A 26,887-nucleotide genomic window follows, 5' to 3' on the forward strand; every position below is an offset into this window, starting at 1 on the left:
CAACAGGCGCGGCCCGACCTCGCGCAGGTCCACGAAACCTGGGCTGTCATCGGTCTCGGTGTACACCCGGCCGGGCCCCAGCGTGGCCGCGCCGGGCAAGTCCTCGGGGTCCAGCGGGCCCGCCACCCCTTTGGGCAGATACGTGCCGCTGAAGAAGTTGAAAGCGGGCAGGAACATATTGGGGTTCGACAGGAAGCGAATCCCGGCCCGCTCGAAGCCCACCGTGCGGTTCACGTCCACCCACACCAGGCCCTGCGTGATGCGGGCCTTAAAGGTCGCGTTGCTGGGCAGCTGCACGGTCTGGTCCAGCTGCGCGACGCGCCGGTTGGGCTGCTGTGGATTCGGGGCCAGGGCCCAGGTCCCAGAGGCCAGCACGGCATTGTTCGCGTCCAGCACCTCCACCGTGTGCCCGACCTCGAAATCGCTCTCGGATTCAAGGGCATCGAACGTGAGCGGCTGCAGGGCCTGGTACTCCGAGACGTGGTTGCCGCCCGCCAGGCTGCTCCCCACGCTGCTGCCGGCCACGGTGAACAGCCGGTAGACCTGTGGGGGCAGCGCGCTCAGGCGCACCGGCCCAGCGGCGGCCGGGGGGGGCGGCGCCGCTGGGGGCTGGGGACGGAAAATGGCGCGCATCAGCTGCTGCCCCCAAAGGGCGGCGCTGTGCGCACGCCCAGGTACTGGACGATCAGGACGGCCGGCGCCGCCGGGTCGGCGTTGACTGCGCTGAAATATTGTAGCTCCAGGGGGGTTTCCAGCTCGAACATGCTGCCCGCCGGCCAGAGCACGCCCTCCCCAGAATCCGCGCTGGGCGGAAAGCCGTGGGTCACGCTGGTGCGGATCGCGCCGTTCTCGACGCTGACGATGGCGCGCACCGCTGTGCCCTCGGGCCCCTGCACGCCCGCCAGGCCAAAGGGCATGTTCTGGACCAGTTCCCGCTGCATCCGCAGGTGCTCCTGGGGAAGGGTGGCCCCAGGACTGCCACCGCCTATCAGGTCGGCCAGGGTCACGCGCACCACGCCGCCGTTGCCATCACTGGCCATCAGCAGCATTGCGCCCAGCACTCCAAAAAAGTCTTTCTCCTGCATGCGGCTCCCTGCCCGGACGGAATGCGAAGCCCCCCACGGCCGGGCGCGTGGGGGCGGGGTGAAGCGCGGCTCAGCCGCGGCGACGGGCGTAGAGGTCCATGACCAGCAGGGCGCGGCTGGTGCCCACCGCGTCAGGCGGCGTGGTGACCTGCACCCGCAGGCGGTGGCTCACGATGGCGGGCACCAGATCCACGGCGGCGGTCCAGACCCGCGTTCCTACCTGGAACACCGTCTTGAAACCGTTCGTGAACCCGTCCAGGTCCGCCATGCCGATCAGGGCGTCGTGCGCGTAGGCAAACCGGACGTGCTGGACGTGGTAGGCCCCGCCCCCGTCCGTACAGGTCAGCACGCCCTCGGCGTAGAACCAGCGGTTCGGCATGGGCTGCATGTCCGGCGGCAGCTGATCAGTGCCCGGGATGAGTTGAAAGGTGTTGCCCTGGCCCAGCGCCTGCCCGGCCAGCACCACCCGCTCGACCTGCGAGGCGCCTTTGCCGCCCTCGACGGCCACACCCTGGGCGTGGCCACCGGCAAACAGGCTGTGGCCCCCGACTGCCATGCTCCCCACGCCGTCCGTGGTGCCCCCGGCCAGCGCCACGCTGTTGTCGGCAAAGGCCTGGCTGCTGTCCCCGAAGGCCACCGACTGGTCCCCGTAGGCCCCGGCCACGCGGCCGTGCGCGAGGGCCCCGTCGCCCTGGGCCTCAGACCCCAGGCCGCCCGCCGTGGCCCCATTGCCGCTGACCACGTTGGGCATGTCGGTGGGCGTGCCGGTGAGGCTGCCCACGCTGCCCCCACCACCGCTGCCGCCGCCCTGTTCCAGGGTGGTGATGCGCGTGAGCGCGGCCTCGTGCTGTGCTTTGGTCACCAGTGGTCCTGCAGGCATCAGTTGCTCCTTTCGACGACCGGATAGCCGTCGGGGTCGGGGGTGGCGGTGCCGTCCGGCAGGGTGAGGTACCCCTGCGCGTCGGTCGTGCCGCTCGCGTTCGTGATCGTGACGTAGCCGGCGGGGTCCGTCGTGGTGATGTAGGGCCCGGGGCTGCCGCCACCCTCCAGTGAGCCGCCCTGGGCCGGCACCAGGGCGCGCAGCAGGGTCGCCGCGCCGCTGTCGTCGGTGCGGTGCAGGCGGAGGATGCCCGGCGGCAGCACCATTGGGAACGTGACGGGGAGAAAGTCCAGTGCGCCTTCGGCCTGGAACGCCACCTCGGCGGGGATGCCGGTCAGGCCCTCCAGGCGGATGCCGACCAGTCCCCCAGGCTCATCGGTGACGGGAAACAGCACCCCTTCCTCCGGCGTGGCGTCGGCGAGGATGAACGTCACCGGCACGGCGCCGTGCAGAATCCCGTCGCGCCCGTCTTTGCCATCCTTGCCGTCTTTGCCGTTCGTGCCGTTTGTCCCGTTCGTACCGGGTTTCGCCAGCAACTGCAGCACGTTCACGTAGACGCCCGCCTGCTTCTGGTAGATGTTGCCGGTGCCGCTGGTGTCGGCCCAGACGTCGCCGTCTGACCCCACGCCGTTGTCGGGCACGCCGGCCACGAAGCGCCACTCGCCGCCCAGCCGCAGGCCCCCGCTGCTCGTCTGGCCCGTGCTCAGGTCGGCGGTGCCGTCTCCATTGCGCAGCGCCAGGTTGTCAAAGCGCGCGGAGATCTGTTTGTTGTCCAGTGCCCCCTGGCTGTTGGTCAGAAACAGCGTGAGCTGCGCGTTCACCATGCCGCTCAGGTAGCCAGCGGGCAGGGGCAAGCTCAGGCCCATCTGGTTGCGGGTCAGCTGCAGCACGCCCGCGACCGGGTCAATGGTCAGCCGCACCCGCTGCAGGGTGTTCTCCTGCAACGGCGGCAACTGCGCCGTGCGGGTGGTGGCCCCCACCGTGCAGGTCAGCAGGGTGCCGTCCCAGCGCACGGCAGCACCGTCCCCAGCCAGGACGAAGCCACAGTCCACGCCGTAGGTGACGGGCTGGACAGGTGTGAGGCCCACTGTCAGGTCGTATTGCAGCTGCAGGCCGTCGCCGCTCCACCGGGCGGGATTCAGCGCCACCTGAAGGCTGTCCACAGGGTCCTGGCCGGTGCTGCCGTTGTTAAACCCCATCGGGCCCAGGACCAATTGCTCCTGATCGGTGTACACCAGGGGCGGCGCGGCCCCCACCAGAACGACAGTGTAGTCGGGCCCTGGCGTGCCCCGGTTGAAAAAGTCGGTGAAGGTCCACTGCGCCGGATCGGGCGGGGGGTTGGTGGGTAAGGTCAAGGGAAACCTCCAGGGAGGGAGAAGCCGCCCCGGCCCAGCAGGGCGCGGCTCACGGGCACGTCGAGGCGCAGTTCGGTGACAAAGGGCGTGTTGAGGGGGCCCACGGGCAGCAGGGCGGGGTGCCAGCCCCGGGCCAGCGGCTGGCCGACGTTGTGCCCGAGCAGGGTCACTGGCCCATGCACGGCACACACCGGCACGTCGCGCCGGACCCGCACCCGCAGCACGAGCACGCCCTCGCCGCCCCCGGGAAACGAGTCAGTGAAGGTCAGGCGCAACCGGCCAGAGGCACTGGTCCGGTCATCCAGCTCCTCGGGCCAGCGGGTGGGGGGGTAGGCGATGCGCTTGTCCAGGGCCTTCAGGGCACTCGCGCTGGGCCGCCATACGCCGTCCCGGAACTGTTCGACCTTGGCGGGCCGCAGCCACGGGGCCTGCCCCCGGCGCAGGGCCTCGCCCATCAGGGGGCTCACGACCCGCCCCCCGGATCAGGCGGGCCACCACCAGCGAAGACATCGGCCAGGGTCAGGGGTAAGGGGGGCACCGGCGGGTCCACGGGCGGCTTCGTGGGCCGCCTTTTCGGCCGCCTTTTCCACCACCAGAACGGGGGTTCGGTGCTGCCTTCTGGGGGCTCGCCCGCCCGGGTATCGCGCCAGGGGTCGAAGCGGACCACGGCGCGCAGCCCGCCGTCCGCGTCCCCCACGGCCAGCCCGCGCACCTCGCCCCGGGCGAACAGGGGCGCCAGCCCGGCGCCACAGTCGCACAAGGCCCAGTGTGGTGGCCAGGTGTGGGTCAGGGTCCCACTGGGGTGAAATTCGCGGAAGGTATCGGGCGAGGTTCGCAGCACGTCCAGCTCGAAATCCAGCAGCGGGAGGCGGGTCACGCCGGCCCGCGTGATTAGGGCCACCGAACGGCCGAACGCCGCGTGGTGCAGCACCCACACCTCGGGCACGCCCTGGGCGTTGGTGGGTCCACAGAGCGCCGCCCAAGAGCCGGTCTCGAAGGTGTGGCCGTGGGCCTCCAGGCGGGCGCCGTCTTCGAGCAGGGCGTGGTTGTCGGTATAGGGCCGCCCCGGACTGCCCCACACCGTGACGCCCGGCGCCGTAAAGCGCGGCCCGACCCGGGTGGGATAAGGAATGGGCGGGGCGCTCGGGGCGTCCACCAGCACGTCGCTGACCTGGATGGTGCGCCAGGGCGTCTCCGGGTGGTTGGGGTCCTGGGGGTTCGGCGGGGTCTCCAGGCGCTCCCACTCCCGGCGGGTGCGGTCGGGGAGCACCCGCTCTTCCAGGACAAAGCCCCGGCGCCCCAGCGGGCCCTGGGGGTCTACGGCGTAGACCTGCACGCGGCGGCGCCACAGGGCGTCCGGGCCATCCGGGGCGTCCTGATTCTCGCCCACCCGGAACCAGGCCTCGCGCAGCCGGTACTCGGTGATGGTGTGCGCCGGGATGTCGGGCGTGGGCTCGGGATAATCCACGCCAGGCACGCGCACCCGGGCTTTGTAGATGGTGAAAGGCGCGCTGAGGGTGATCGGCGTGACCTCCTCGCGGCCGTCGAAATACACCCGGGTGAGGTCATGCCGCGCCGTGAGCAGGCCGCCGCTGGTGGTCTGCCGGTCCACGATGGTGACGCGCGGGTCGTTTTTGTCGGCCCAGGCGTAGTCACTGCGGATGCCCAGGGGCTTGAGATCCGGGGGCTGGTCGTCGATCACGGGGTCGGGCAGGAACTCGGCCCAGCGCTCGACGTGGTTGACCACGCAGGGACGGAGCATGCGCAGGGTGCCGTCGTCCAGGGTCAGGACCGGGAGGTCGGTCAGAGAACCCGTGCCCACGAACGCCCCGAAGGCATCCACCCCCGGCAGGTGACCGGGGGCGGGGCGCTGGGGGCTGTCAAAGCTGGGCGGCGCCACGGGCGCAAAGGGGGCGTCCTCCGGCTCCTGCGGGGCCCGTGCGGGCCGGGGGCGCCCATGCACCTGCGGACGCACGGGGGCACCCTTGCCCGGGTCATGCTGGCCGTCTTTACAGCAGCAGCAACACTCGCCTCTGAACAGCGCGAGCACCGCCTTGTCTTTCTTCTGCACTGTTCACCTCCCTGATCAGGCGAGTTCCTGCCCGTAGTTGCCGGTCGCCGTGGCGCCGTAGCGCGGGTCGTCCACCCACTCGATCTCGTCCAGTGGGGCGGGGGGCTGCGCGCCGGACACCCGCACGAAGCGGGGCTCGAAGATGGGCTGCTGGCCGTTGAAGCGACCCGTGAAATGGTCGACCGTGACCCCGCCGATCTGCCGGAACAGCACGATGTCGCGGTGCACGTCCGGCAGGGTGGCGCCCTCCTGCACCTCGGCGGTGTAGGGCACGGGCAGATGCACGGTCACGTCGGCAGACTGGCCGCCCCCCTCGGCTTTCCACCCGTAATTCTGGACATTGCCCTCCAGGCCCTCCGGTCCCTTCGGGGTCAGCCCCATGCCCGCCGCGACGGGCAGGGCCTGGACCTTGCTGCGGCTGACCGCCATGCGGGGTGCCAGGCTCTGCATGACCATGCGGGCGTACCGTTCCAGCTTGGCCCGGTCACGCGTCCAGCCCACCGTGCGGGTGACGGCCGCGCCCTGTTTGCCCTGTGGGCTGGTGACCCGCACGCTGTTGGGCAGCGCCCGCTTACGCACGGCGCAGGGATCAGGACACCGCACGCTGGTCGGGGCCGCGTCCATCTTGTCCATGCCGCTGGTGAGCGTGCCGGCGCGCACGCTCAGCCGCACCGCTTCCAGGCTCTCCTCGTCGTACAGCACCACGGGGATGCCCCCGGTCTCCTGCCAGAGCATCACCCACCCCAGCCCGTCTGGCAGGTAGTCCTCGGTCCGCAGCCGCTCCACGTACTCGTGCGCCTTGACCGGGCCACGGTCCTTGAGCTCCCCTTCCGGCTCGCTCTGCTTGACGCTGGACAGCTTCCTGGACCGCTGGATCTTGGTGCGCAGCCACCCTTCCGGACTCCAGTGCTGCTCCAGGACCTCAATCTCGTCGCCCAGCAGATCGCCAACGGCCGCCACGCCCATATACCCGTACCGGCCGACGATTTCGGTTCTGGTCCGGGTGGCCACGGTGTAGCTCCACGTCATTTTCCGCACCTCCTGCCGCAGCAGCATGTCGGTGCAGGTGGGGTGGTACGTCGTTTCCGTCTCCTCCAGGCTGGTCGCCACCCGGCCGAACGGCACGGTGACCGTTTTCCCGTCCACCTGCTCCTGCACGGTAAGGTCCTGAACCGTGAGGCGGTACAGCCCCACGAGCTGGCCGTTCACCCGCTTGTAGCCCGTGATGACTTCCCCCTTGCCGTCCGGGCTGGGCACGATCTTCGTCCACTCCTTGTCCGGTTGCATGGCCTGGTCGAAGCTTTCCGGGTCGGGGGCCAGGTCGATCAGGTCCTGCAGCCTGGGCAGGGGCACGAGGAGATCCGCACCCGTGACCGTGACGCTGGCCGGGAAATGGGCGCTTTCCCAGCGCCGCGTGCCGCTGCTGATCACCTGATCGCCACTGACCTGCAGGCCGCCCTCCGTGACGCCGGGGGGCAGCAGCAGCAGCCGGGTCGCGCTGCCCTCGCGGCGAATGACCGGCCGGTACCCGATGGCGAGGTAGGTGTCGTCCAGCACCTGCTGCGGCGACTTGCCTTTGGTCGAGTACGGCATCTCGAATTCGGTCCAGGCCTCGCCGCCCAGCTCGTCCCCCCCCACCACGGTCAGACTCAGGCCCGCCGCCGCCACCGCCTGCCGCACGATGGGCCCCAGCGGCGCGGTCTGCGGCTGCAGCCGGGCCGTGCAGGGCGTGTCGCGCGTCGGGCGTGGCGTGGGCGTCGCCATGAAGGGCACGAGTTCAGGCAGGGTTGTGGTGCCCAGCGCCGTGGCGGCCGGCGCGTAGGCCCGCAGGGTGGTCTGCAGGCCGCCACGGGCCCCACTGATCTCGTACTGGTCATCCAGCACGAGGTGAACCTCGGTGCGGGTGGTCACGAACTCATAGGGCTTGCGGGACCGGGGCTTGGGCGCGCCGGCCGGCCCACTGATCGCGCCGGCCCGGCCGCTCTGCCCCTTGCTGATGACGGTGATGGCGACGGCCGCACCCACGGCCGGCACCACCTCGCCGGGCAGCACCAGGGTCGCGGTGGGCCCCGCCCCGTCGTCGCTGTACTCCGCGCTGATCAGGGGGCCCAGCGGAGACTCGGCCGTGACGATCAGGGGGCGCACGCCGTGAATGATGTCCAGGGCGGGGCGGGGGGCCGGGGCGGGCTGCCCCGGCGACGCCGGCCGGGTCAGAAAGGCGAACGCGTCGTGCACCAGTTCCACCTCTTCCCAGGGCTGCGTGGAGGCGAAGTGGGTGAACTCCTCGTGGCCCAGCCAGCCGCCCCGGGCGTAATGCGCGAACTGCACCTCCTGCAGGCTGGTGGCCGCGGCCTCATGGATCAGGGTCACGCGCGGCGCGGTGCGGCGCGTCACAACATTGAACATGCGTTACCTCTGGTACGAGATGATCAGGCGCCCGTGATCCGCCCCGGTGGTGGTGGTGCCGGCCGGGGTGGTCCAGGCCTCGCTGATCAGGACGGCCTGACCGGGCAGCAGCGGGGCGTCGGCCAGTGGGGCGGTCCAGGCGTCACCCAGGGCCAGGCCATTGGCCGTGACCAGATACGTGCCGGGCACCGCGCCGTCCTGAAGCACGCGCAGGCGCAGCCCCGGCACCGGCTCGTCGCCGGTGTTGACCAGCCGCAGCTGCCGGGTCGGCGTGGTGGTGCCGGGCGGCACGCTGCCGAAGTCGGTGGCGGGGGCGGGGGTCCCGTCGAGCTGCTGAAGTTCGAGCCGTTTCATGTGGGCCTCCCGAGAATGACGGCCTCGAAGCCGCTGTAGGTCCAGTACTGCTCCACGGGCACGCCGTCCGGGCCGGCCTGCACCGCGTGGAGCGTGGTGTCAAAGGGGCTGACCACGACCGCGTCCACCCAGACCCGCCCGGTGCTGAGCGTGTAATTTTCCGAGATGGTCACCAGATCGCCGGGCAGCAGGTTGCGCAGGATGTCAGCCTGGTCGTTGGTGACCGCGATGTTGGTGCCCCCGGCAATCGTGATGCGCGTGGCCTGGATATCGGGCGGCAGCTGCGCCAGGCTCAGCCCGCTGGCCAGGGCGAGAATGTTGAGGTTGCGCTCCGGCTTCGCCTTCACGTAGCCGGTTTCGGGATCGGGCGCCGCCGGCCCGAAGGCGACGGGCCCGACCGTCAGGTACCGGTCCTGCCAGTTCATTCGTCGCACCCCCCCGACCAGGCCTGGTCGCGCAGCGCCCGGTTCACCCGCTGGTCCACCACCTCGTGGACGAACCGGCGCAGGTCCTGGGTGCGGTCCTCGCCCGCCTCGAACGTGGTGGTAAAGCCCCAATGGTTGATGATCGTCACGGTTTTGTTGCCACCTCCTGGCGTGGTTGATGTGGGGGGCGGCGGCGGGGGCGGCGTGCCGCCTGAAGCGGCGGCGGACGCGGCCTGCGCCGCCTGCGCGCTCACCTGGGCCGGTGAGGGCGGGGCAGGGCGGCTGGCCACGGTGGTCACGAGGTAGCTGCCCGCCGCCGAGATCGACGCGCGCAGGGCGGCGGCCACCGCCGCCAGGTCCTGGGCGGAGGCGACGTACTGCCGGGCCGTGGCCAGCTCCTGATCGGCGAGGCGGGCCCGCTCCGACAGCAGTTCCCCTTCCTGCTCCAGCCGGAGATGCTCGGCCTCACGCCCGGCGCGCAGCAGTTCTGCCTCGCGGTCCAGCAGCGCCACCCGGTCCTGCGCGGCGGCGGCTTCCCGGTCGTAGGTCACGCCCAGGCGGTCGAGTTGCTCCAGCAGGTCGTCCACCGCCGCGCTGTTGCTCACGCCGACCGACACGCCGTTGTCCCGCAGCAGGGCCTGCTGCTTGCGCAGGCGTTCCTCCTGCTCGGCGAGGGCCGCCACCGTTTTCTGAATGGCGGCGGGATCGCCCTCCCGCAGGGCGCTCTGCGCGGCCCGCAGCAGGATGTCGCGGCGCTGCTGCAGCGCGAAGAAGCGGTCGGTCTCTGTGTTGACGTTGATCCGCTCGCGGGCCTCGGTGCCGCTGACCGCCCGCCGCAGGCGTTCCGTGGCCCCCTGCACCCCGTCCATCTGCCCCACGAGCTTTTCGTACTCACCCTGCAGGGCCCGCACGGCGGCCCGCTCGTCGGTGATGGCCTTGATCAGCCCCTCCGTGGCTGTTTTGGCCCGTTCCTTGTTTTCGCCCTGCTGGGCGGCGTTGTATTCCCGCTGGGCCTGGGCCAGGGCCTCACGGCTGCGCGTCAGCGTCAGGCCAGCCCCGGCCAGGGCGCGGGTTTCGTCGGTGCCCCGGGCCAGCTGCACATTCAGGTCCTCTTCGGCCTGCACCAGCGCGTGGTTGAGTTCGGCCGCCGCCTTGCGCGCCGCAGTCAGCTTCAGCTGGGTATCGGCCAGCAGGCCCTCCTGCACGGTGAGGCCGCGCCGGGTTTCGAAGGTGGACACCCCTGCCAGTTCCAACGTTTCCAGAGAGTCGCGCAGCTGGTCCACCATCGCCTGCTGGGCCTCGGTCACGCTTTGCAGCCGCTGAACCTCGACGGTGGCCGCCCCCAGCGCCGCCTTGCGGGCCTCGGTCAGGTCAGGGGCAATCGCCCGCGTGGCCTGCTCGGCGGCAGCCCGGCGGGCGTCGTTGAGGGCCTGCACCTGTTCGGTTTCCTGGGTAAGCAGGTTCACCCGCTTGGTCTGCAGGTCGAGGCGCTCCTGTTCGGTGAGCAGGTTCGCGTCGGCCAGGGCCAGCTGCCGTTCCAGCTGCGCGATCTGCCGCTGGGTGACCCCCAGGGCGGTGACCTGATCGCGCAGGCTGTCCTGGCCGGATCGGGTGCGCGCCGCGTCCAGGGCGAGCATTGCCTCGCCATATTCGAAGGCCTGCTGGTCCAGCCCCATGATGAACTGGCGAATGGCCCGCTGCTGCTCGTACAGGCTGGTGGCCTTCTGCGTGCGCTCGGTGATCAGGTCCAGCAGGTCGGCCTCGCTCAGGCCACGGGCGCGCGCCTGGGCAATCTGCCGGTCGATCAGCGCCAGTTCATCCCGGGTGGCGGCCAGACCCGCTTGTTTGGCCGCCAGCACCTCGGCCGAGCTGCGGGCCACGGCGGCGCCGTAGGCCACCTGGGCCTCGCGCACCCGCACCTGGGCGCTGGCGAGTTCATCCTCGCCCTTGCGCGCCTCCTCACGGCGTTTCTGCTCCTGGTCCCGATCCTTTTCGGCCGCCTCCTCCCGGCGCTTCAGATCGTCCTGCACACCTTTACGGGCCTCGGCATTGCTGGCCAGGGCCTGCTCGGCCTGCACCTGCAACTCCTCGCTGCCCTTCTGCCGGGCCAGGGCGAGCCGGGCCTGCCAGTACGCCGCGTCCTGGGCCAGCCGCTGCTGGTAGGCCGCCGCGTCACCCGTGGCCTCGTAGCTGGTGCGGGCCAGCTTGAGGGCGGCGGCCTGGGCCTTGTCCTGGCGCTCGCGGTCGTACTTCTGTTCGGCGGTCAGAATGGCCAGGCCCCGCTCCTGGGCCGCCGTGGTCCGGATACGGGTGAGCTCCGCTTCACTGCGCAGGTAGCGCGCGCGCAGGGCGGGGGAGAGGTCGGTCTTGGCCAGCTGCTCGCGCAGTGCGCGCAGCTGCTGGTCCGTGTCGCGGATGATGTCGTTAAAGGGCGCGGCGGCGCTGCTGCGGGCCTTGCCCAGGGGGGGCTGATCGATCTCGGCCAGGCGCTTTTGCAGTTCGGCGGCGGTGCGTTCCGCCTCCCCCAGTTCCTTGCGGAACTCGCGCACGTTGTCGGCCTGAATCTCATTGATGGAGCCCAGGGCCTTGTCGATGGCCGCGACCTTGCCCCCGTCCCCCGCCGCCTGGGCACGGGCCCGCTCGGCCTGCAGCACGCGTTCCAGCTGGCGCAGTTCGGCGGCGCTGGCGTCCCGGGCACCGGCCATGCGGCGGTCGAGGCCTTCCTGGTAGATCGCGGTGCGTTCCTGCTGCACCCGTTCGTCCAGGCGGAGCTGCTCGTCGGCCAGTTGCTGCTGACCGTTCAGTTCGAGCAGGCGCAGCCCATTGATGAGCTGGGTCCGGGCCTCGCGTTCCAGCGCCGCCCGCTGGTCCCCGGCACTGGCCGCGTCCCGCATCTGCTGCAGGTACGTGGTGCGCAGGGCGCTGCGCTGCACCTCCGCTTCCAGGGCCAGCTGCTGCTGCCGCAACTGCAGGAACTGGGGGGCGTAGCGCTGCTCGATGGCCAGCCGGGCCTGGGGCACGTCCCCGGCCATCGCCAGCTCGCGGTCGCGCTGCCCTTCCAGGACCTTGATCACGGCCTCGCTGACCCGCACGTGGCTGCTCAAGGTCTCCTGCTGCGCCGCGCGCACCTTATCCAGACGGTCCTGGGCGATCTGTTCCAGCTCCTGGTCGCGCTGGCGTTCCAGCGCCACGATCTGGCGGTTCTGCAGGACCTGCAGCTGACCCGCCTCGGCCTGAAACTGCCGGCGGTCGCTGCTGGAGAGGTTTTTGTTCTGGGCGTTGCGCAGCAGCTCGGCGATCTGGGGGGCGTAGCGGCTGCGGACGTCCTCAAGCTGCGCGTCAAGCTCGGCGCGGCGCCGGGCCAGGGCGTCGGCCGACAGCGCGGCCTCGGCCGAGCGCACGTCGCGCTCGTGGCCCAATCGGACCTCTTTCTGCTCATCCAGCGAGGCCTTGACCAGGGCGGTCTGCTCCCGGGCCTGCTGGGCGCGCAGTTCCGCCAGCCCCTTTTGCAGATCCGAGTTGGAGAGGTCGAAGTTGAACGCCGTTTTGAGCTTGATCGCCAGGGCGTCGAACTGGTTGCCCAGCTGTTCGATCTGGCCGCCCAGTTCGGTCATGCCCTTCACGCGCAGCTCCAGCTGGCGACCGGCGAGTCCCTCGCGCAGGTCCTTCAGGCCCTTCTTCTGCTTCTCGACCTCCTTGGGGTCAATATTGATGGGCTTGACCGGGGGACGGCGCGCCGCCTCGGTGTTCAGGCGGGTGAGTTCGGCGTGGTAATCCCGCACCAGCTTCTGGGCGCGGGCCACCTCCTTCTCGTCCACCTCGATGATGCGCTCGCCGAACAGGGTCACGCCCTTGACCCGGCCCGCCTCGGCGTTCTTCAGGGTCTCCAGGGCCAGCAGGTACTTGGCCTTGGTGTTGTTGAGTTCGCCCCCCTCCTTGGTCAGGGCCCGCACCCGCTTCATCGTGCCTTCGAAGCTGGCCTCGTTCGCCGCGTCCGCCTCGGCGTAGGTGTCGCGCATCGTGGCGAAGTGGTTGTTGATCGCCACAGCGGCGGCGGCCGTGCCGGCGATCACCAGCAGCCAGGGGTTGGCGGCGATAAAGGCGGCGGTGGCTTTGGCCGCGCCGATGATGGCGGGGATGTAAGTGGTCTTGATCGCGGTGGCCGCGCCGATGATGGCCAGCCGGGACGCGGCAAAAATACCGGGCAGCGCGGTCCACGCTCCGAGGACAGCCGCCTTGATCATTTCCTGTCGCAGGTACACGAAGGCCAGGCCCACGCCCGCCGCCACGATGGCGGTGTTCTGCAGCAGCAGCTTCAGGCGCTCGCCGTCGTTCAGAAACACGCGCACGCCTTCCACCACGTTGCGGATGCCCTTCACGATGCTGGTCAGGGCGGGCAGGAAGATCAGGCCGATCATGGCCGTGAACGCCTCCCACTCGGCGCCCAGCACCTTCACCTGACCCGCGTAGCTTTCCATGCGCTCGCGCGCCACGCGGGCCGCCTCACCCTGCAGGCCCATCGCCTTGATGTTTTCTTCAATCGCGGCGTTCGTGGTCCCGAAGAACGACCGGGCGGCGCGCCCCGCATCCGACCCGAAGATGTCGGTGATCAGGTCGTTGCGGCGTTCGTCGGACAGCTCGGCGAGCTTCTGACGGGTTTCTTCCAGCACCTCGCCCAGGGGGCGGGTGGCGCCGGTCGCATCGTAGAAACTCACTTCCAGTTCCTTCAGGGCGCGTTTGGCCGTGTCGCTGGGCGCCTGCAGGCTGGTGAGGAACGTCTTGAACGACGTGCCGGCGTCCGACATCTGTTTGAAACCGGCCTGGGCCAGCGTGGCGGCGTACCCCGCGACCTGCTCGATGTTCAGCCCGGCGTCTTTCGCCGTCGGCCCGAGCGAGGCGAAGAACTGGCTCAGATCCGCCGCGCCCAACGTGGTTTTGTTGGCGAAGTTGGCGAACACATCCGCCACACGGGGCAGATCCTCGGCCACGAGGCCAAAGGCGGTCATGGCCGAGACCGCCATGTTCGCCCCTTCCCCCGCCGTCACGCCTGCGGCCCCGGCGAGGTTCAGCGCCCCGGCGAGCCCGCCACCGATCACCTGCTGGGCGCTCAGACCCGCCTTGTTCAGCTCCAGCATGGCGAGCGCCGCTTCTTTCGGCCCCACCCCCAGGTCGGTGCCCAGGTTCATGGCGGCGTCTTTCAGCTGCGCCAGCTGCTCGGCGGTCGGCTGGGTGAGCGCCTTGATATTGACGAGCTGTTCCTCGAACGCTGCGCCGCTGTTCACCGCCGCAGTGAAGGCCGTGGCCAGCACGGTGATGGCTGCTGCCGTGGCGCCCGCCACGAACGCCAGGGCCTCGGCGCTGATCGCCATCCGGCCCAGCGCGGCGGCGCCGTTGCTGGCCCCAGTGGTCAGGCCCGCGAAGGCCCCGGCGCTGCCCCCCACGGTCTGCGCCAGCTTGGGCCCGGTCAGCCCCTGCAGGGCCGAGTTCACATTGGCCCCAGCCGCCTTGCCCAGATCCGCCGCGGCCTTGGCCACCTGGGCCTGCCCGGACTTCATGCCCAGCGCGAGGCCCTCAGCGACGTTCAGGCCGAACAGCTGGGCAAGGCGGCTGGGGCTGCGGATCTGCAGGCGGGTTTTGAGGGCGGAGATGACCTCGTCCCCGAGGTCCTGGGCGCCGCGGCCCACCTTGGGTTTGCCCGCGCCCATGCCGGTAAACAGTCCAGTGTTGATGGCACCACCCAACCCAGCCGCGAGCACGCCCAGGGGGCCACGGATGCGGGCAATGCCGTCCAGAATGGCAATGCCCGCGTTGTAGGCAAAGCCGCCCTTGGTGGCCTCGCCCATCGCCCCGTCGACGACCCGCTGCGCCTGCGTGGCCAGCTGGACGGCCTTGAGCACCGCGTCCCCGCTGGTGCCGCCAGCCGCGGCCAGTTTCAGCAGCTCGTCGCGGAGCTTGGCCGCACTTTTGGCGGCCTGCTCATCGGTCAGGACCTGAAGCCGCCACAGATTGTTCACGGTGCCCAGGGTCTGGGCGTAGGCCTTCATCTGCCCCTCGGCGGTCTGCAGGCCTTTGGGCTGTCCCACCGTGTTCATGGCCGCCTGCACGCCCGCGCTGGTCGTCACCAGGCCCGTCATGACGTTGCTGAGGCGTGCGGCGGCCCGGCTGCCCTTGTCCAGCCCCGGGGCCATCAGTTCGGCCTGGGCGGTGAGGCGGGCGAGGCGCGTTTCCAGCACGCGCAGCTGGTCGCCGGTGGCGTTGTCGCCCAGGCGCTTGAGCTCCTGCTGCACCACCCGCAGGCGGTTGCTCAGGCGGTCGAGCTGACTGTCCTGGGCGCGGCGCTCAGGGCGGCTGCCCGGCTTGGGGAGCGGCGGCAGGCTGAATTTGATGGGGACTTCACGCTCGCGGAACAGCCGCGCGAACCGTTGCTCCATCTCCTCGATTGCTCGGATGGGCTGGGTGTTGTCCAGCAGCATCGTGTCGCGCAGTTCGGCCACGGGGGATTGCTCCTTTTCAAATGACGTATGGCGCCGCGTAAAGCGGCGCCATAGCCATGGGCTGACTACCAGTTAAAACTGGGCATGAGGTCCCAGGTGTCCGGCAGGACGAAGGCGAGGGATGAAGCAGGAGGACTTCCAGATGATCGAGACGCTGTCGGAACACGGACACCGCGCGGTGTCCGTGTGTCATGCGTTTCACAGGCTGCTTGGCGGCAATTTTCTCTTCAATGAATTGGCTATGGCGCGCGCTTCAGGCGACCTCGGAAGCGAGATGTAGTCCACATTCTCCATCTGCTCCGTGACTGCAGGACCTGCTGAACGATCACTGCCTTCCGACGAACCCGGGACTATGATCTGAATTCTGCCGATGAGTGCACTGGCGCTGACCTTGATGCTTGTAATGGCGCCGAACAGATAGCTTTTCATTTTCCGCCTGAACATCGTTTGCGACGCCGGACCACCTCTGACAAGTAATTTATGCTGATCTGCTTCCACGAGCCCTCCACGTTTTGAGTGAAGGCGACTACTCAACGCCACACCCAATGCCGCGCTTAGCAGACAAATGTATCCCTAATTGAGCTTTTTTATATTTAACATTCTGCCATCACGTACTTTAGAAGTGCAGAGGAAATTAGTAGCACCAAAGGTTTGCCCGACGATCTGCCAATTTGAAGGTATTGGAAGACCGAGATCACACACGGCAACAACAGTGTTCATTGGAGCATCGCTTAAATCAATGATTTTGTATTGAAGTGAGCCAGGTTGTGAACATTGAAAAGGGTTTTCACCATGCCGGACAACGACCCAACCTGAAGGAGGTGCTTGGGTGGCACACATGAAGTTCTCTCGAGGCGTCCAAGTAGATGTGGAAGGAGAAGTGGGCACAGGTGTTGGAGCTGGGGTAGGCACAGGTGTTGGAGCTGGAATAGGCATGGGTTTTGGAGCTGGAATAGGCATGGGTGCAGCTTTGGGCTCAGTACCTCCGGTGAAGGCGACCCATTCCTGTATCCGCTGTTGAGTAATTGGTCCACTAGAGATAGGTGGCAAAGTGAACGTGACTCGAGTGTAAGATGGATTCTCCACCCGTATAAATACGACCTTTTGGTTCTCTGGGCAGTCCACTATCCAGTTGAAACGGAAGGCATCTTTAGGGTGAATACAGAAATTCCATCTTGAATCGGCTCCACTCCACGTATTACCTTTCGGGTTATCTGCATAATAATAGAAGGGCATGCCTGGTTTCATGGGCCGGTCATATATTGTTCTGCATGCACCTGCATCAATCTTATACCATCCCACAGAGTCGTACCCAGGACTATTCCATACCACCCTCGCTATGGACATAGAGCTATTAGAATCATTACACGCTCTTAGCTGGGCGTAGGCATTGGAACCAAAAATGCATAATGCTATAGATATGAATCGATAATTCAACAAACCTCTAAAATATTTCCAAAAAGAGCGTGGTGGGCAAATATGATGAATACCGACGACGAATCGAAAGTATCTGCCATAAGGACCGTCCAACTTTATCATTACAACCCCTCCTTTTAATAGCGGCGTGTATATTTATAGCAACAAACTAACATCCCTTGGGCGACTATTCAGCGCAGCATTGATGAACAGTTACGAGCGATATTCCCGAAGCACCTGTTCTTCAACTTGGAGTCTGGTTTCAACTGATTTACCCAACTCGCCAAACATCTTTGAACGATGGTTTACAAGAATGAAGGACAAAGTCCTGAACACGTTGGCAAATCTCTCTTCTGGCTCAACAATTTCAATCAATGACTTACCTTCTCAATCTCTTTAACTTGATCCGCTATGGTAGATTCATAATTATATAAGGCAGACTTTATATAAATAACGTAGAATTTCTTGATGAACCCACATTCCTGAAAAGTAACGTCAATCAGTTCACAAAACCCAAAAGCGTCAATCTTGCCTATGCTGTTGTTGGAGAGGCCAACATGCATAAGGAGTAGACGGGCTGACGTGAGGATCGCTGCTTCGCCCAGATTGGTGTGTGCCTCAAAGCGAATCTGCTTACCTGGCAACAGACCCGCGTCAGTGTTCTTGCCTAAGCCGCCAGGCAAGGCGCTTCTCGACTTGTAGCCAAGGGAGACGTCATGGCGGCCTTCGGGCATGCTGCTATCAAACCACGATTCTTCTGACTTATTGACACCTGTGCAGATCCGTGATTTTGAAATCTGGATCAGGAGTAGATGGATGACCACAGTTACCGCGACTCCTGCTCACCTACGTATCGAGCCAAGCCCCCAGAGCGTGACCAATCTAAGCAGGCATCAATATTTCCACAATTCTTGCAGCAGTTGCCGGATGCGCGCGTGGGTGCGGTGCCGCGCTGCGAACAGGGCGGGGCCGATGAAGGGTCCGGGCAGCAGGTAGGCCCGGCCACTGCGCCCGAAACGCAGGAGCCCGCCGGGCGGCAGGGCCTCCAGGTAGCTGGCCAGCTGCGCCGGGGTCAGGGCGTGGGGGACGGTGCCGTACTCCACGAAGCTGGCGTAATTGGCGCGGTCGCCCACCTGGATGCCGATGACGCTGCCGCTGGCGTGGCCGCTGGCATAGATGTGCCGCAGCAGGGCCCTGCTGCGGCGGTACTCGCCCGGCGCGGTCTGGTACACGTTCAGCAGGGCGCCCCGCCGGGCGTGCAGCTCCGCCGTGCGGGCGCCCTGCTGGGCGATGGCCCCCAGGTTGCGCTGCAGCGCCTGGGCCCGTTTCCGGAACACGCTGGCGCTGCCCCGTTTGGTTCTGGCCTTCATCGCCGCCGCCGCTGGGCGCGCAGGGCCGCCCAGTTCGCGCGGTCCTGGGCCAGCTGCGCCTCCTGGGAGGTGGGCAGGGGATGGGGGATGCCGGCCAGATCCCGCAGGTGGCGCAGGTACGCTTCGCGCGCCGTGGTGTCGTAGTCGTAGAGCGGCGGTGGCGGAGACCCCTCGCCGATCCACACGGTCTTCACGCCCAGGTGCTCGTGTTCCGTCATGGCGTGGTAGCGCCGCGCCGCATCTTTGCGGACCAGGGCGGCCCGCAGGTCGGCGAACGCGGCGGGCGGCAGGTCCAAGACGCCCGTGCCCATCCCCACGATGAGGTCGGCAATCTCCTCTAGGAGCTTCCGGTCGAGGGCGGAGGCGGCGTCTCCAGGGTGCTCAACTCGGCCTGCAGGAGACGCTGGTACAGGCTGAGGGGTTTTGCCGCCACCTCGTCAACCCGGTTCAGGTCGAAGATGGCGCCCAGCAGATCGGCCAGATCCGGACCCAGCACCTGGTCGCGGTCCTCGGCCCGTGGCACGGCCGCCAGCAACACGCGGTCCAGCAGCAGTTGCAGGTCCTCTTCCTGGCTGGGGCTGTCGCTGGCGCGCTCGCGGAACGCCTTGAGCACCGCCCGCAGGTCGGCGTAGCAGGCACCGAAGGTCTTGTAGGACCAGGGCTCCAGCGTGATGGTGGCCCCGCTGGTCAGGGTGTAGGGCCGGCTGTAATAGCTCATGGGAAACTCCCGGGCAGTGCGAAAAGGAAGTCCAGGCCGGGACACAGGGCCCCGGCGCGTTTGGGGAGGGGCTCAGTCGTAGTACGCGGCGATCAGCTTGTCGATGATCGCCACTTCCTGGTTCTCGGGCACGTCCAAGATGTCGTAGCCCCCATTCACCTTCACGGGGCTGAACGCCGCGTCAATGGTCGAGGGAATCACGTACCCCGCCGGGGGGGCGAGCAGGGTGTAGGCGAACTTCAGCGCGGTTTCGTTCTCGCCGTCGCGGCCCGAGCCGTAGCCGTCGCCGCGCAGCACGACGGCGGGCGCCACGAAGATTTCCAGCGGCTGGCCTGCAATGGCGCTCACGCTCACATCGATCAGCATGCCGGTGAAGCTGGCGCGGTTGCGCGGAATGACCACCAGACCGCTGGACTCGGGAATGACGCCACGGTCGGTGAAGGTCACAGTGCCGCTGGTGTTGGTGGTGCCGTCCGTTTTCCAGTTAACAGGTTCGGTGCTGCTGGTGGTGCCGGCCGTGGTCACTTCGTAATAGTGGCCGTTGGCAGAGGTGGGCACCACGAACTGGCCTGCGGCATAGGCGGTGTTGGCCTGGAACGCCGCGATGGGCGTGGCGCCCGCCGCGACGGCTTTGCTGCCCGCCCAGAGACCACGAATGATGTGGTTGCGCACCGAGATGGTTTCAAACGTGCCGGTTTCTTCCACACGGGTGGTGACTTCCAGCACGTCGCGCAGGTTGCCGTACACGGCGCTGCCGATCTTCTTGGTGGTGGGGGTGTAGGTCTCGCTGGGCGCGCGGACGTGCCCCATGTTGATGGCCTGCCGGCCCGCCGTGGGGTTGAAGAAAGGGCTGGCCGCGTCCGGCACGAACAGGCGGTAGCCCCCGCTCAGGTTGATCATGCGCTTGTCGAGGTTGTCAGTGTTCTGCACTTTGTCGTACATCGGGAACTCCTATGTCGCGGGTTTCGAAGATGAGGACGATGCGGGTGTGGTCGATCTCCTCCAGCACCTGACAGCTGTTGAGCTTGAACGGGGTGGGCCGCACCGGCGTGGTGTCGAGCGCCCCGCGCACGCGCCCATCAAGGGCCTGGGCGTGCCCGAGGCTGGGGGCCATGACGTCGATCTGCAGCCGACCCAGGTCCTTGGGCCCATCGCGGACCTCCAGTTGGCCGTGGTAGAGCTGCACGTACCCGAGCGGGGCGCGCTGCTCGAAATACACCTGCAGGCCGCTGCGCCCCTCGGGCAGGGGATCGCCGGCCTCGTCCACTTCCAGCCAGTCGGCGGCGTCCAGCAGCTGCAGGGGCCGGAGAATGGGCACCGACCCGGGCAGGGCCGCGCGCAGCCGGCTGGCGATCTGGTCCAGCACGGCTCACCTCCGGAGGATGCACAGGGCGCGGCGCAGGCCGGTGAAATCGCTGGCCTGACTCCAGCTGCGCACCTCCAGCCGACCGCCATCCCAGGGTTCCCGCAGGAAGGAGCCCTTGGGTGGCCGCTGATCGGCCGGATTCACCGTGAGGAGACGAACGTCGCGGAACGGCACCTGCTCCGCCGTGGCAAACGCCTCAGCGGCGGCCACCTCATCCCGGTTGCCCTTGACCGGGTCTTTGACACTGAACGTGCACAGATACGGGGTGGTCCGTCCGCCCTGGGTGTGCTCGAACGTGCCCCGGTGCCGGAACATCAGCCCCGCATTGGCCTGCACCTCGCCCTGCGCCTCGCGCCGCAGCGCCTGCAGCTCAGGGTCGTCCCGGAGGGTCACCGCAGCCCCCAGGGGTCAATGACGGGGCTGGGGTTGGCCCGGCGTGGCCCAGGCGCCGCCGCGGGCGGTGCCAGGCCCGCGAGCCCCTCGGCCACGGCCAGCCAGCCCTGGAAGATGGCGACGCGGCCCAGGATGTCGCGCTCCGTGGTGATGTCCCCCTCGGCGCGGAACTTGTCCGCCCGGCGGGTCTGGGCCATGATCACGGCGGTCAGCGCCAGGACCTGGACGTGGGCCTGGCGCTGCTCGGGCGTCGCGCTCGCCTGCTCAGCGGCCATCGCCTCCCACAGCGCCACACGCTGCGCGTAGTCGGTCGGCGTCAGGGCGAAATCCTCGGCGACCAGGCCGTACCGCCCTTCCAGGCGCGCCGCCGCCGAGAGGGCGGGGGGCTGCGGCGCGGTCATTACGCCCCGTCAGCGCCGGCGAAATGCGCCGCGACCTTTTCCACCATTTTGGCCGCGTCCTCGTCGGTGACGCCTTCGATGGCGGTGAGCTGCGCCGCGCTGCGGCCACGCAGGCTCTCCCAGGTGGTCAGCCCGATCCTGGCCAGCGCCCCCCGGCGCGCGAAGTTAACGGGCAGCTCGGTGCCTTCGGCCGGCGCGAACACCGTCTCGAAGGTGGTGAGGCGGGCCTGCGCGACCTGGAGATCCTGCTCCGCCTTCTCGGCCCGGGTGGTGAGGGCCGAGACCTGCCCCTCGGCCTGCTCGGCGCGGCGGACCAGGTCAGCGCTGGCCTGCTGTGCCTGGGCCTGCCGCTTGTGCAGAAACGCCACCGCATCCTCCACCGAGGACACGCCCCCATTCGGGTCCAGGGCCGCGTACAGGGGGCTGAGGTCCGGGGGGGCGACCTGGGCCAGCTGGGCCTCCAGTTCCGCCACCCGGGCCTGCGCCTGATCACGCTGCTGCTCGGCGGTGTGCGCCTGGGGGTTCTCGCGGGCCTTAAGTTCGTCGCGGGTGGCCAGATAGCCGCCTTGGCGGTACGCAGTCAGCATTTCGTCACTCACTTCCACGGTCTCCGGTGGGAAGACAGTGCCGGGGTTGTACCACTGCTGGCCGTGGTACAGGCGCTTATCCACGATGAGCTCTTGTTTCTTCATGGGGTGCTCCTGGATGGGGGCTGCCTGGAACAAAGTTGCAGGCGGCCCCCAATGTGAAGTGGGCGAGGGAGGTTACTGGGTACCAACGATCACGAGACCGCTTTCGTCGCGAACTTCGGCGCCCGTCCAGTCGGAAGCCTTGTACTCGATTAAGTGGCGGTCGAAGCTGCCCATGCGCTCGAAGTTCGCCACATCGGACACACGGGCGAACAGGCGCGCGCCGCCCTCATAGCCCTGCAGGGTGGCGAAGTCCACCGGCTCCGCGTCCCGGTCGGCGGCGATGTAGTCGGTTTTGGAGTGGCCAGGGTAGCCACTGACGTCCATGCGCGAGAGGATTTCCTCGGCGTGCACCTCGTACGCCTGGTACAGCGGGTTGCTGGTGCTGACCTGCGTGGCCGGACCATTCGCCCCACCCTGAGGCGCGAGCGTCTGCGTGTTGCGCGCGGTGTTCGCCTGACCACGGTACTGCCCAGGCACGTACAGATCCGTCAGGCGGCGGATGTATTCCCGCCCGTGAATCACGCGGTAACCCAGCAGCGCGTCAACAGCCGTGATGTTCGCCAGCACAGGTCCCGCCGGGCCCGTCACGGGTATCGTGATGCGCTCAGCCTTGCGGCGGATGGCGTCCATGATCGTCCAGGCGCGCGTACGCGCCGCCGCTTTGCCCAGCTCTTCCTGCGCATCCAGGAACTCGCCCAGCCGGTCGCGCATCAGCATTTCCATCGTGAGCTCGAAGCCCAGCTCCATGTTCGCCACGCTCAGCGTCCCGGTGCGCCCGGTCCAGCTGGTCTGCTTGTGCGGCGTGCCTTCCTTGCGGAAGGCCAGGAAAGGATCTTCCAGGTCCACACCGTTGCTGGTGGCGACCGGAATCAGGTCCGTCACCGTGCGGCGGCGCACGATGGTGTAGAGGTTGGTGTTGAACGGGTTGGCCTGCCCGTCGCGCTCGATCTCGCGGGTGGTCCCGATGGCGAAGCTCAGGTCGGTGCTGGTCAGGGTTTCGACCACGCGCACCGCGTCCTGGCCCAGGTCCTGGATATCGTTCAGGTAGGGCTGCACGCGGCGCAGGGTGGCCGCGTAGGCCTCGGGGTTGGTGGCGCGCAGTTCGGCGCCGGCCTTGAGTTGCTGCTTGAACAGCTGACCGCCAAAGCCTTCATGGAATCGCTTGAGGCTGGCCAGGGCCAGGAAGGTCCCGGTCAGCTGGTTGGCGTCCTGGCCGCGCAGCGCGGGGCGGCTGCGGATGGCCTCGCGGAACTTGTGGAACGTGGCGGTGATCTGGTCCTTTTTCACAGGGGGTCCCTCCCGGGATGGGGGATGTGGCGACAGACGACGGGGCCGCCCAGCAGGTGCTTGGGCGGCCCTGGAACAAGTTCAGGCTTCAGGTGTTGACCCGGATCGCCACCCCCAAGCCGCCGCCCGGCCCTTCAATGGGCATGACGCGCCCCACGTACAGGTCGGTGGTGGTGGTGGTCAGCATCCCGGCGGCGCTGAGATAAACCTTCTGGCCGATCACGACGCCGGCGGGCATGGCCCCGAGGTCCAGGATCTGGCCGAAGCCGGGCACGTAGCAGCTGGCCTCGCCGTCCTTCAGGCCCTGGCCCCAGCCCAGCGCGCGCTGGGCTGGGGTCTGGCGTTCGGTGAACGGCACCACCAGCACGGGGTCGCCGGCCGGGCCGATGGTGGTGGGCCGGCCGCTGACCGTGCCATCGGGCACGGGGAGGGCGATGGCCAGGCCACGCCCGTGCTGATCGCCGTAGTATTTCTGGTTTTTCATGGATGCCTCCGGAGGCAGGAAAGTGGGGGGAAACGGGGCGGGGGGCTGGGGTCAGCGCAGCATGCCGACCAGCAGGCTGTCGCCGCTGAGCGAGGCGTCCTCGGTCAGCGGCACAGGCTGGTCGTTGTTGCCGGTGGGCAGCTTGGGCGCCGGCACAGGCAGGCGCTGGGCACCCTCACGCTGCTGGGTTTGCTCGACGGGGCGGGCGCCCAGAACGTGCTGGCGGGCCGCCACCTGGCGGGTGATCACGGCCTTGGCCGCGTCGTCGGTCTCGGCGCGCACCGCCTCGGCCAGCAGGGCGTCGCGCCACTGGGCGTTCAGGTCCACCTGGGTGTCGCCGTCCTGGTAGGGGGGCAGCACCGGCAGGTTGGCGGCGGCAATGGCGTCATCCACCAGCTTGGCCCGGCTTTCCTTGACCAGGCCCTGCTCGGCGGTCACAGCGCGCACGGTGGCCGCCTGGAGGTTCGTTTCCAGGGTGGTGACCTGGCCGGTCAGCTCGGTGATGCGCGCGGTCTGGGCCAGGCTGTCCGAGGCAATCGCTTCGAGCACGGCCTGGTACTCGCCGGTGTGCTCTTTCTTGACCTGTTCCAGCGTCTTGCCATGCTTGGTCAGCAGCTCCTGCACTTTGGGGTGAATCACGGGTTGCTCCTGTGCCGGCGTGGGGGCCGGACGTGGTGAGGGGGCGGGGGGCGCGGGGCGGGTAGGGGGCGGCGCGAAGCCGCCGGCAGGGCCGGACTCGGCGTGCACCTGGCCGATGGCATTGGCGGGCAGGGCCACGAAGTCAATGGTCAGGAAGGTCAGGTCGTCGCCAGTGACGGCAATGGGCGTTTCGGGGTCGAGCAGGCCGGTGGGGTCATCAATCCCCAGCTCGGCAAACGTCAGCCACTTCACGCTGCTGTAGCCGTTCGTGCTGATGCCGACGTACACACCGTCCTGCAGCAGGGTCTGCACCAGGGCGCCACCCTCGGTGCGGGTGTACACGCCCTCGCCGGACACCACGGGCTTGCGGACGCGCTGCCCGGAATCGGGCGGCCACTCGATTTCGCGCTCTTCGATACTCAGCGCGGTCCAGCGGGCGGCAATGGCGTTCAGGCGACCTTTCCAGCCGTCATCCCAGCCCGGGTGCTCCAGCAGGGCGGTGAGCTTGCCCTGCTCCATTGCCTTCTGCGCCCGAGCAATCGCGCCTTCGTAGGCGCTGCGCGGGTAAAAGCGCCAGTTCAGGTTGATGATGTCGCACACCGCAATGTCGGCGCGGAATGTTACCAGTTCCTGGTCGGTGCCTTCGACCGCCTCGCGGCTGATTTCCTGCACGGCGCCCAGGCGCAGGGGCTGTTCGTGCAGGGCCACGTTCTTATCGACCTGGCCCGCGTGCACGCCCTGTTCCCGAAGGGTTTCGGGTGTGGGGCGGGTGGGGGGCTCGGCGGCCCCCTCCTGTAGCGCGGTGAGGCTGGACGGCACAGCAGGCAGGGGAAAGGGGCTGCTGATCAGCCCCAGGGAGCGGAGGTGGGCGCAGGGGCTCCGGGTCGTGGTCATAGGGCTCCTTTACTCGCGCAGCAGCTGCTGTGTGCCGACGTGGACGCCGAACTGTGGGTCGGGGCTGGAGCGGCGGGTTGCTGCGACAGGCTGCCATCCCACGACGAATGTGCTGTGGTCGCTGGGATGGCAGCGGGCGCTGAATCCCGCGTGTTGCAAGACGCGCTGGAACGCCAGCAGCTGGTCGGGGTTGATGCCAAACGTGTGGAGTTTGACCTCCACACTGTTCAGGCCGCTGCGGCCACCCGCCGCCTGACGAATCTCGGCGTAGGCGTGGGTCAGAGCGGGCTTGATAGCGTCGCGGTTGACCCTGGCATGGTCCTGCTGAGCTTTCTGAGCCAGCTGGGCAGCCTGCGCCGCAGTGATGGGGGCGGAATCCGGGTCAGTCATACGGGACACCTCGCAGGGGCGGGGAAAGGGCGGCGAGCGGGCATGGGTCAGGGGCCACACGGCCAGGCCGGGTGGGATTGGGGCATCACAGTCACCTCCAGGGGCAGGGCTACTGACGGCGGGTGGCGGGGCCGCGCTCCGGGCGCCGGTCCAGGCAGATGGGGGCCCGGGAGTTGGCTCGGTGCGGCAGGGTGCGGGGCACGAACAGCGAGACGGGGGGCCGGGGCACCAGCATCTGGCTCAGCGAGCCGGCCAGGGACAGGTCACTGAGCAGCGCCATCAGAACGAAGGATTTCCTCATCCCTGTTTCTCCTTGGGGGCCTTGGGGTCGCCCGGCATGGGTTTGGGGGTCTGACCCTGCCGGCGCTCGGCGATCAGGGCCGGGTCGTAGCCCAGGTCGGCCTGGGCGGTTTCTTCATCCACGATCGCGTGGGTGAGCGCGAGTTCAACGCGCTTGACGATGTCCTCGTAGCTTTCCTCCCGGATTTGCGGGAAGTTCAGGGGGAACTCGATCAGGTCCACCGGCACTTTCCTGCGGCTGCCCTTCACGGTTTTAAACCGGGCGTTCGGCCCAGCCCGGCGCTTGGCCTCGGCGCGCAGGATGCGGGTCACGTTGTTTCGAATGGCCGCCTGGCGCACGTTGGCCAGCCGCACACTGGGAAGGCCCATCTCCGACGCGGTGGTGCGGGTCGCCCCCCCGCCCTCGCCGAAGTAGTGTTCGGGCATCCCCCCGATGGTCAGCGCCACCATGCGCAGGATCAGTTTCATGTCGCTGCCGGCCTCCGACGCCCCCTGGCCTGGGCGCAGGAAGTCGATACGCTCGCGCACCCCTTCATATTTGGTGCCGTCCGTGTCGGTATAGCCGGGTTGGTGCACCACGGTCAGCACCCCGCCGTTTTCTGGCATGCGACTGAAGCCCGATTTCTTCAGGTTCCACTCGTACCGGCCGCCGTCCGGATTGCCGTTGGCGTCGACGCCCGCTGGGTCCATGAACGCCTCATACACCGCGAGCAGGCGCTGCTGCAGCTGATGCACGTTCAGCCGCATGTTCATCATATTGATGTAGGCGACGCAGAAATCCATTGCCGCCATCACCACGGGCCAGCCACGCGCATCGTTGTACATGGCGTTGTGCGCCGCCCAGGTGAACTCGCCCGCCTCCCAGCGCCGAACGTCGCCGCTGCTCTGGCGCAGCACCACGGCGCGGGCCATATCGGCAGGCAGGGCGCCACGCGTGGTGTCCACTTCCAACTCGAAGCCGCCCATGTCCACGTCGAGCAAGCTGATCAGGGCGGGCACATCCGTGGCGGGCGACGACTCCCCGGTGGGAAACAGCACGGCCTGTTCACCGTTGAGCATCCACTCCGTGATCATGCGCCCGCTGAGCAGGTGCTCGAAGGAGTTGGCCTGCCAGAAGTCCTCCACGATCTGGCGCAGGCCGTCATCTGCGAACGTGCCGTAGCTGATCGCGTCACCCACCAGGAACGCCCCAGCGATATCAGTGGCGATCTGAAACAGGCCGTTTTCGAAATACAGGCGGCGGCTGACCTCACGGGTGTACGCCCGGCTGGGGCCGTAGCGGCCATAGCCCAGCGCACCGTCACCGCTGGTCACGTCGCGCCACCCCGAGGTCAGGGGCGTGCCAGGGCCTGGCATCTGGCCGCCACGAATCTGCACGGCGCGGGCCTCGTGAAAAGTCTGGGGGGCGGACGCACTCCGAATCGGGCGTCCATCAGGGCCAAGGATCACGGACAAAGGTTCACCTCC

The 26,887-nt window shown here is 68.0% G+C and carries 27 protein-coding genes and 1 pseudogene; all 28 read right to left on the bottom strand.

The genetic code is table 11. The features are described 5' to 3' along the window. The coding region (locus K7W41_RS19595) for a hypothetical protein (RefSeq protein ID WP_224611937.1) at nucleotides 1-633 on the bottom strand (633 nt) is incomplete at its 3' end. Then, on the bottom strand, nucleotides 633-1,085 hold the full coding sequence (locus K7W41_RS19600; RefSeq protein WP_224611938.1) for a hypothetical protein: 453 nt from the start codon (nucleotides 1,083-1,085) through the stop codon (nucleotides 633-635). The genes K7W41_RS19600 and K7W41_RS19595, both read right to left, overlap by 1 nt. Before the next feature lie 70 nt (nucleotides 1,086-1,155). Then, nucleotides 1,156-1,965 carry a hypothetical protein gene (locus tag K7W41_RS19605; protein ID WP_224611939.1) on the bottom strand — a complete coding sequence of 270 codons (810 nt, stop codon included), beginning with the start codon at nucleotides 1,963-1,965 and terminating at the stop codon, nucleotides 1,156-1,158. After that, a complete protein-coding gene (locus tag K7W41_RS19610; RefSeq protein WP_224611940.1) occupies nucleotides 1,965-3,320 on the bottom strand; it encodes a hypothetical protein in 1,356 nt (451 codons plus the stop codon). Before K7W41_RS19610 ends, K7W41_RS19605 begins: the two co-directional genes overlap by 1 nt. After that, on the bottom strand, nucleotides 3,317-3,787 hold the full coding sequence (locus K7W41_RS19615) for a hypothetical protein (RefSeq protein ID WP_224611941.1): 471 nt from the start codon (nucleotides 3,785-3,787) through the stop codon (nucleotides 3,317-3,319). Before K7W41_RS19615 ends, K7W41_RS19610 begins: the two co-directional genes overlap by 4 nt. Then, the gene (locus K7W41_RS19620; protein ID WP_224611942.1) at nucleotides 3,784-5,391 is read right to left on the bottom strand and encodes a hypothetical protein; all 1,608 of its coding nucleotides are present in this window, start codon (nucleotides 5,389-5,391) and stop codon (nucleotides 3,784-3,786) included. The genes K7W41_RS19615 and K7W41_RS19620 overlap by 4 nt, the downstream gene beginning before the upstream one ends. Nucleotides 5,392-5,406: 15 nt before the next feature. Continuing rightward, nucleotides 5,407-7,797 carry a hypothetical protein gene (locus K7W41_RS19625; RefSeq protein WP_224611943.1) on the bottom strand — a complete coding sequence of 797 codons (2,391 nt, stop codon included), beginning with the start codon at nucleotides 7,795-7,797 and terminating at the stop codon, nucleotides 5,407-5,409. A 3-nt stretch (nucleotides 7,798-7,800) separates the two neighbouring features. After that, a complete protein-coding gene (locus K7W41_RS19630) occupies nucleotides 7,801-8,151 on the bottom strand; it encodes a hypothetical protein (RefSeq protein WP_224611944.1) in 351 nt (116 codons plus the stop codon). Further along, nucleotides 8,148-8,576, bottom strand: a complete 429-nt coding sequence (locus tag K7W41_RS19635) for a hypothetical protein (RefSeq protein WP_224611945.1) — start codon at nucleotides 8,574-8,576, stop codon at nucleotides 8,148-8,150. The genes K7W41_RS19630 and K7W41_RS19635 overlap by 4 nt, the downstream gene beginning before the upstream one ends. Then, complete coding sequence (locus K7W41_RS23605) at nucleotides 8,573-15,070, bottom strand: phage tail tape measure protein (protein ID WP_318010929.1); 6,498 nt, start codon at nucleotides 15,068-15,070, stop codon at nucleotides 8,573-8,575. The genes K7W41_RS19635 and K7W41_RS23605 overlap by 4 nt, the downstream gene beginning before the upstream one ends. A 65-nt stretch (nucleotides 15,071-15,135) precedes the next feature. Next, nucleotides 15,136-15,290, bottom strand: a pseudogene (locus tag K7W41_RS19645) (IS4 family transposase); the annotation flags it as partial. Beyond that, complete coding sequence (locus tag K7W41_RS19650) at nucleotides 15,269-15,568, bottom strand: hypothetical protein (RefSeq protein ID WP_224611946.1); 300 nt, start codon at nucleotides 15,566-15,568, stop codon at nucleotides 15,269-15,271. The pseudogene K7W41_RS19645 and the gene K7W41_RS19650, both read right to left, overlap by 22 nt. Nucleotides 15,569-15,643: 75 nt before the next feature. Beyond that, nucleotides 15,644-16,609 carry a DUF1036 domain-containing protein gene (locus K7W41_RS23610; RefSeq protein ID WP_263489983.1) on the bottom strand — a complete coding sequence of 322 codons (966 nt, stop codon included), beginning with the start codon at nucleotides 16,607-16,609 and terminating at the stop codon, nucleotides 15,644-15,646. A gap of 248 nt (nucleotides 16,610-16,857) precedes the next feature. Then, nucleotides 16,858-17,220, bottom strand: coding sequence for a hypothetical protein (locus K7W41_RS19665; RefSeq protein WP_224611947.1), 363 nt, complete (start codon nucleotides 17,218-17,220; stop codon nucleotides 16,858-16,860). Between the two features lie 159 nt (nucleotides 17,221-17,379). Next, nucleotides 17,380-17,856: a hypothetical protein gene (locus tag K7W41_RS19670; protein WP_224611948.1), complete on the bottom strand. Its 477-nt coding sequence runs from the start codon at nucleotides 17,854-17,856 to the stop codon at nucleotides 17,380-17,382. Further along, the gene (locus K7W41_RS19675) at nucleotides 17,853-18,173 is read right to left on the bottom strand and encodes a hypothetical protein (RefSeq protein ID WP_224611949.1); all 321 of its coding nucleotides are present in this window, start codon (nucleotides 18,171-18,173) and stop codon (nucleotides 17,853-17,855) included. Before K7W41_RS19675 ends, K7W41_RS19670 begins: the two co-directional genes overlap by 4 nt. A 20-nt stretch (nucleotides 18,174-18,193) precedes the next feature. Next, nucleotides 18,194-18,574 (bottom strand): hypothetical protein, encoded by a 381-nt coding sequence (locus K7W41_RS19680; RefSeq protein WP_224611950.1) that lies wholly within the window; start codon nucleotides 18,572-18,574, stop codon nucleotides 18,194-18,196. Between the two features lie 72 nt (nucleotides 18,575-18,646). Further along, the gene (locus tag K7W41_RS19685) at nucleotides 18,647-19,516 is read right to left on the bottom strand and encodes a hypothetical protein (protein ID WP_224611951.1); all 870 of its coding nucleotides are present in this window, start codon (nucleotides 19,514-19,516) and stop codon (nucleotides 18,647-18,649) included. Beyond that, on the bottom strand, nucleotides 19,491-19,940 hold the full coding sequence (locus tag K7W41_RS19690; RefSeq protein ID WP_224611952.1) for a hypothetical protein: 450 nt from the start codon (nucleotides 19,938-19,940) through the stop codon (nucleotides 19,491-19,493). Before K7W41_RS19690 ends, K7W41_RS19685 begins: the two co-directional genes overlap by 26 nt. 3 nt (nucleotides 19,941-19,943) lie before the next feature. Then, a complete protein-coding gene (locus tag K7W41_RS19695) occupies nucleotides 19,944-20,333 on the bottom strand; it encodes a hypothetical protein (protein WP_224611953.1) in 390 nt (129 codons plus the stop codon). Beyond that, complete coding sequence (locus K7W41_RS19700) at nucleotides 20,330-20,734, bottom strand: hypothetical protein (protein WP_224611954.1); 405 nt, start codon at nucleotides 20,732-20,734, stop codon at nucleotides 20,330-20,332. Before K7W41_RS19700 ends, K7W41_RS19695 begins: the two co-directional genes overlap by 4 nt. Continuing rightward, a complete protein-coding gene (locus K7W41_RS19705; RefSeq protein ID WP_224611955.1) occupies nucleotides 20,734-21,426 on the bottom strand; it encodes a hypothetical protein in 693 nt (230 codons plus the stop codon). The genes K7W41_RS19700 and K7W41_RS19705 overlap by 1 nt, the downstream gene beginning before the upstream one ends. A 72-nt stretch (nucleotides 21,427-21,498) precedes the next feature. Beyond that, complete coding sequence (locus K7W41_RS19710; RefSeq protein ID WP_224611956.1) at nucleotides 21,499-22,713, bottom strand: phage major capsid protein; 1,215 nt, start codon at nucleotides 22,711-22,713, stop codon at nucleotides 21,499-21,501. 88 nt (nucleotides 22,714-22,801) lie between these two features. After that, nucleotides 22,802-23,197, bottom strand: coding sequence for a hypothetical protein (locus tag K7W41_RS19715; RefSeq protein WP_224611957.1), 396 nt, complete (start codon nucleotides 23,195-23,197; stop codon nucleotides 22,802-22,804). A 51-nt stretch (nucleotides 23,198-23,248) separates the two neighbouring features. Then, nucleotides 23,249-24,730: a hypothetical protein gene (locus K7W41_RS19720; protein ID WP_224611958.1), complete on the bottom strand. Its 1,482-nt coding sequence runs from the start codon at nucleotides 24,728-24,730 to the stop codon at nucleotides 23,249-23,251. 9 nt (nucleotides 24,731-24,739) lie between these two features. After that, nucleotides 24,740-25,120 carry a hypothetical protein gene (locus tag K7W41_RS19725; RefSeq protein WP_224611959.1) on the bottom strand — a complete coding sequence of 127 codons (381 nt, stop codon included), beginning with the start codon at nucleotides 25,118-25,120 and terminating at the stop codon, nucleotides 24,740-24,742. Between the two features lie 109 nt (nucleotides 25,121-25,229). After that, nucleotides 25,230-25,421 carry a hypothetical protein gene (locus tag K7W41_RS19730; protein ID WP_224611960.1) on the bottom strand — a complete coding sequence of 64 codons (192 nt, stop codon included), beginning with the start codon at nucleotides 25,419-25,421 and terminating at the stop codon, nucleotides 25,230-25,232. Next, nucleotides 25,418-26,875, bottom strand: a complete 1,458-nt coding sequence (locus K7W41_RS19735; RefSeq protein ID WP_224611961.1) for a hypothetical protein — start codon at nucleotides 26,873-26,875, stop codon at nucleotides 25,418-25,420. The genes K7W41_RS19730 and K7W41_RS19735 overlap by 4 nt, the downstream gene beginning before the upstream one ends. Nucleotides 26,876-26,887 lie beyond the last annotated feature (12 nt).

This window comes from Deinococcus multiflagellatus, assembly GCF_020166415.1.
Taxonomy (GTDB): domain Bacteria; phylum Deinococcota; class Deinococci; order Deinococcales; family Deinococcaceae; genus Deinococcus; species Deinococcus multiflagellatus.

Bases quoted from the DNA above. Each gene is read 5' to 3' on its own strand.
- K7W41_RS19600 (WP_224611938.1), bottom strand. From the start codon at position 1,085: ATGCAGGAGAAAGACTTTTTTGGAGTGCTGGGCGCAATGCTGCTGATG.
- K7W41_RS19605 (WP_224611939.1), bottom strand. From the start codon at position 1,965: ATGCCTGCAGGACCACTGGTGACCAAAGCACAGCACGAGGCCGCGCTC.
- K7W41_RS19625 (WP_224611943.1), bottom strand. From the start codon at position 7,797: ATGTTCAATGTTGTGACGCGCCGCACCGCGCCGCGCGTGACCCTGATC.
- K7W41_RS19630 (WP_224611944.1), bottom strand. From the start codon at position 8,151: ATGAAACGGCTCGAACTTCAGCAGCTCGACGGGACCCCCGCCCCCGCC.
- K7W41_RS19635 (WP_224611945.1), bottom strand. From the start codon at position 8,576: ATGAACTGGCAGGACCGGTACCTGACGGTCGGGCCCGTCGCCTTCGGG.
- K7W41_RS23610 (WP_263489983.1), bottom strand. From the start codon at position 16,609: ATGATAAAGTTGGACGGTCCTTATGGCAGATACTTTCGATTCGTCGTC.
- K7W41_RS19665 (WP_224611947.1), bottom strand. From the start codon at position 17,220: ATGCCCGAAGGCCGCCATGACGTCTCCCTTGGCTACAAGTCGAGAAGC.
- K7W41_RS19670 (WP_224611948.1), bottom strand. From the start codon at position 17,856: ATGAAGGCCAGAACCAAACGGGGCAGCGCCAGCGTGTTCCGGAAACGG.
- K7W41_RS19680 (WP_224611950.1), bottom strand. From the start codon at position 18,574: ATGAGCTATTACAGCCGGCCCTACACCCTGACCAGCGGGGCCACCATC.
- K7W41_RS19685 (WP_224611951.1), bottom strand. From the start codon at position 19,516: ATGTACGACAAAGTGCAGAACACTGACAACCTCGACAAGCGCATGATC.
- K7W41_RS19700 (WP_224611954.1), bottom strand. From the start codon at position 20,734: ATGACCGCGCCGCAGCCCCCCGCCCTCTCGGCGGCGGCGCGCCTGGAA.
- K7W41_RS19705 (WP_224611955.1), bottom strand. From the start codon at position 21,426: ATGAAGAAACAAGAGCTCATCGTGGATAAGCGCCTGTACCACGGCCAG.
- K7W41_RS19715 (WP_224611957.1), bottom strand. From the start codon at position 23,197: ATGAAAAACCAGAAATACTACGGCGATCAGCACGGGCGTGGCCTGGCC.
- K7W41_RS19720 (WP_224611958.1), bottom strand. From the start codon at position 24,730: ATGACCACGACCCGGAGCCCCTGCGCCCACCTCCGCTCCCTGGGGCTG.
- K7W41_RS19725 (WP_224611959.1), bottom strand. From the start codon at position 25,120: ATGACTGACCCGGATTCCGCCCCCATCACTGCGGCGCAGGCTGCCCAG.
- K7W41_RS19730 (WP_224611960.1), bottom strand. From the start codon at position 25,421: ATGAGGAAATCCTTCGTTCTGATGGCGCTGCTCAGTGACCTGTCCCTG.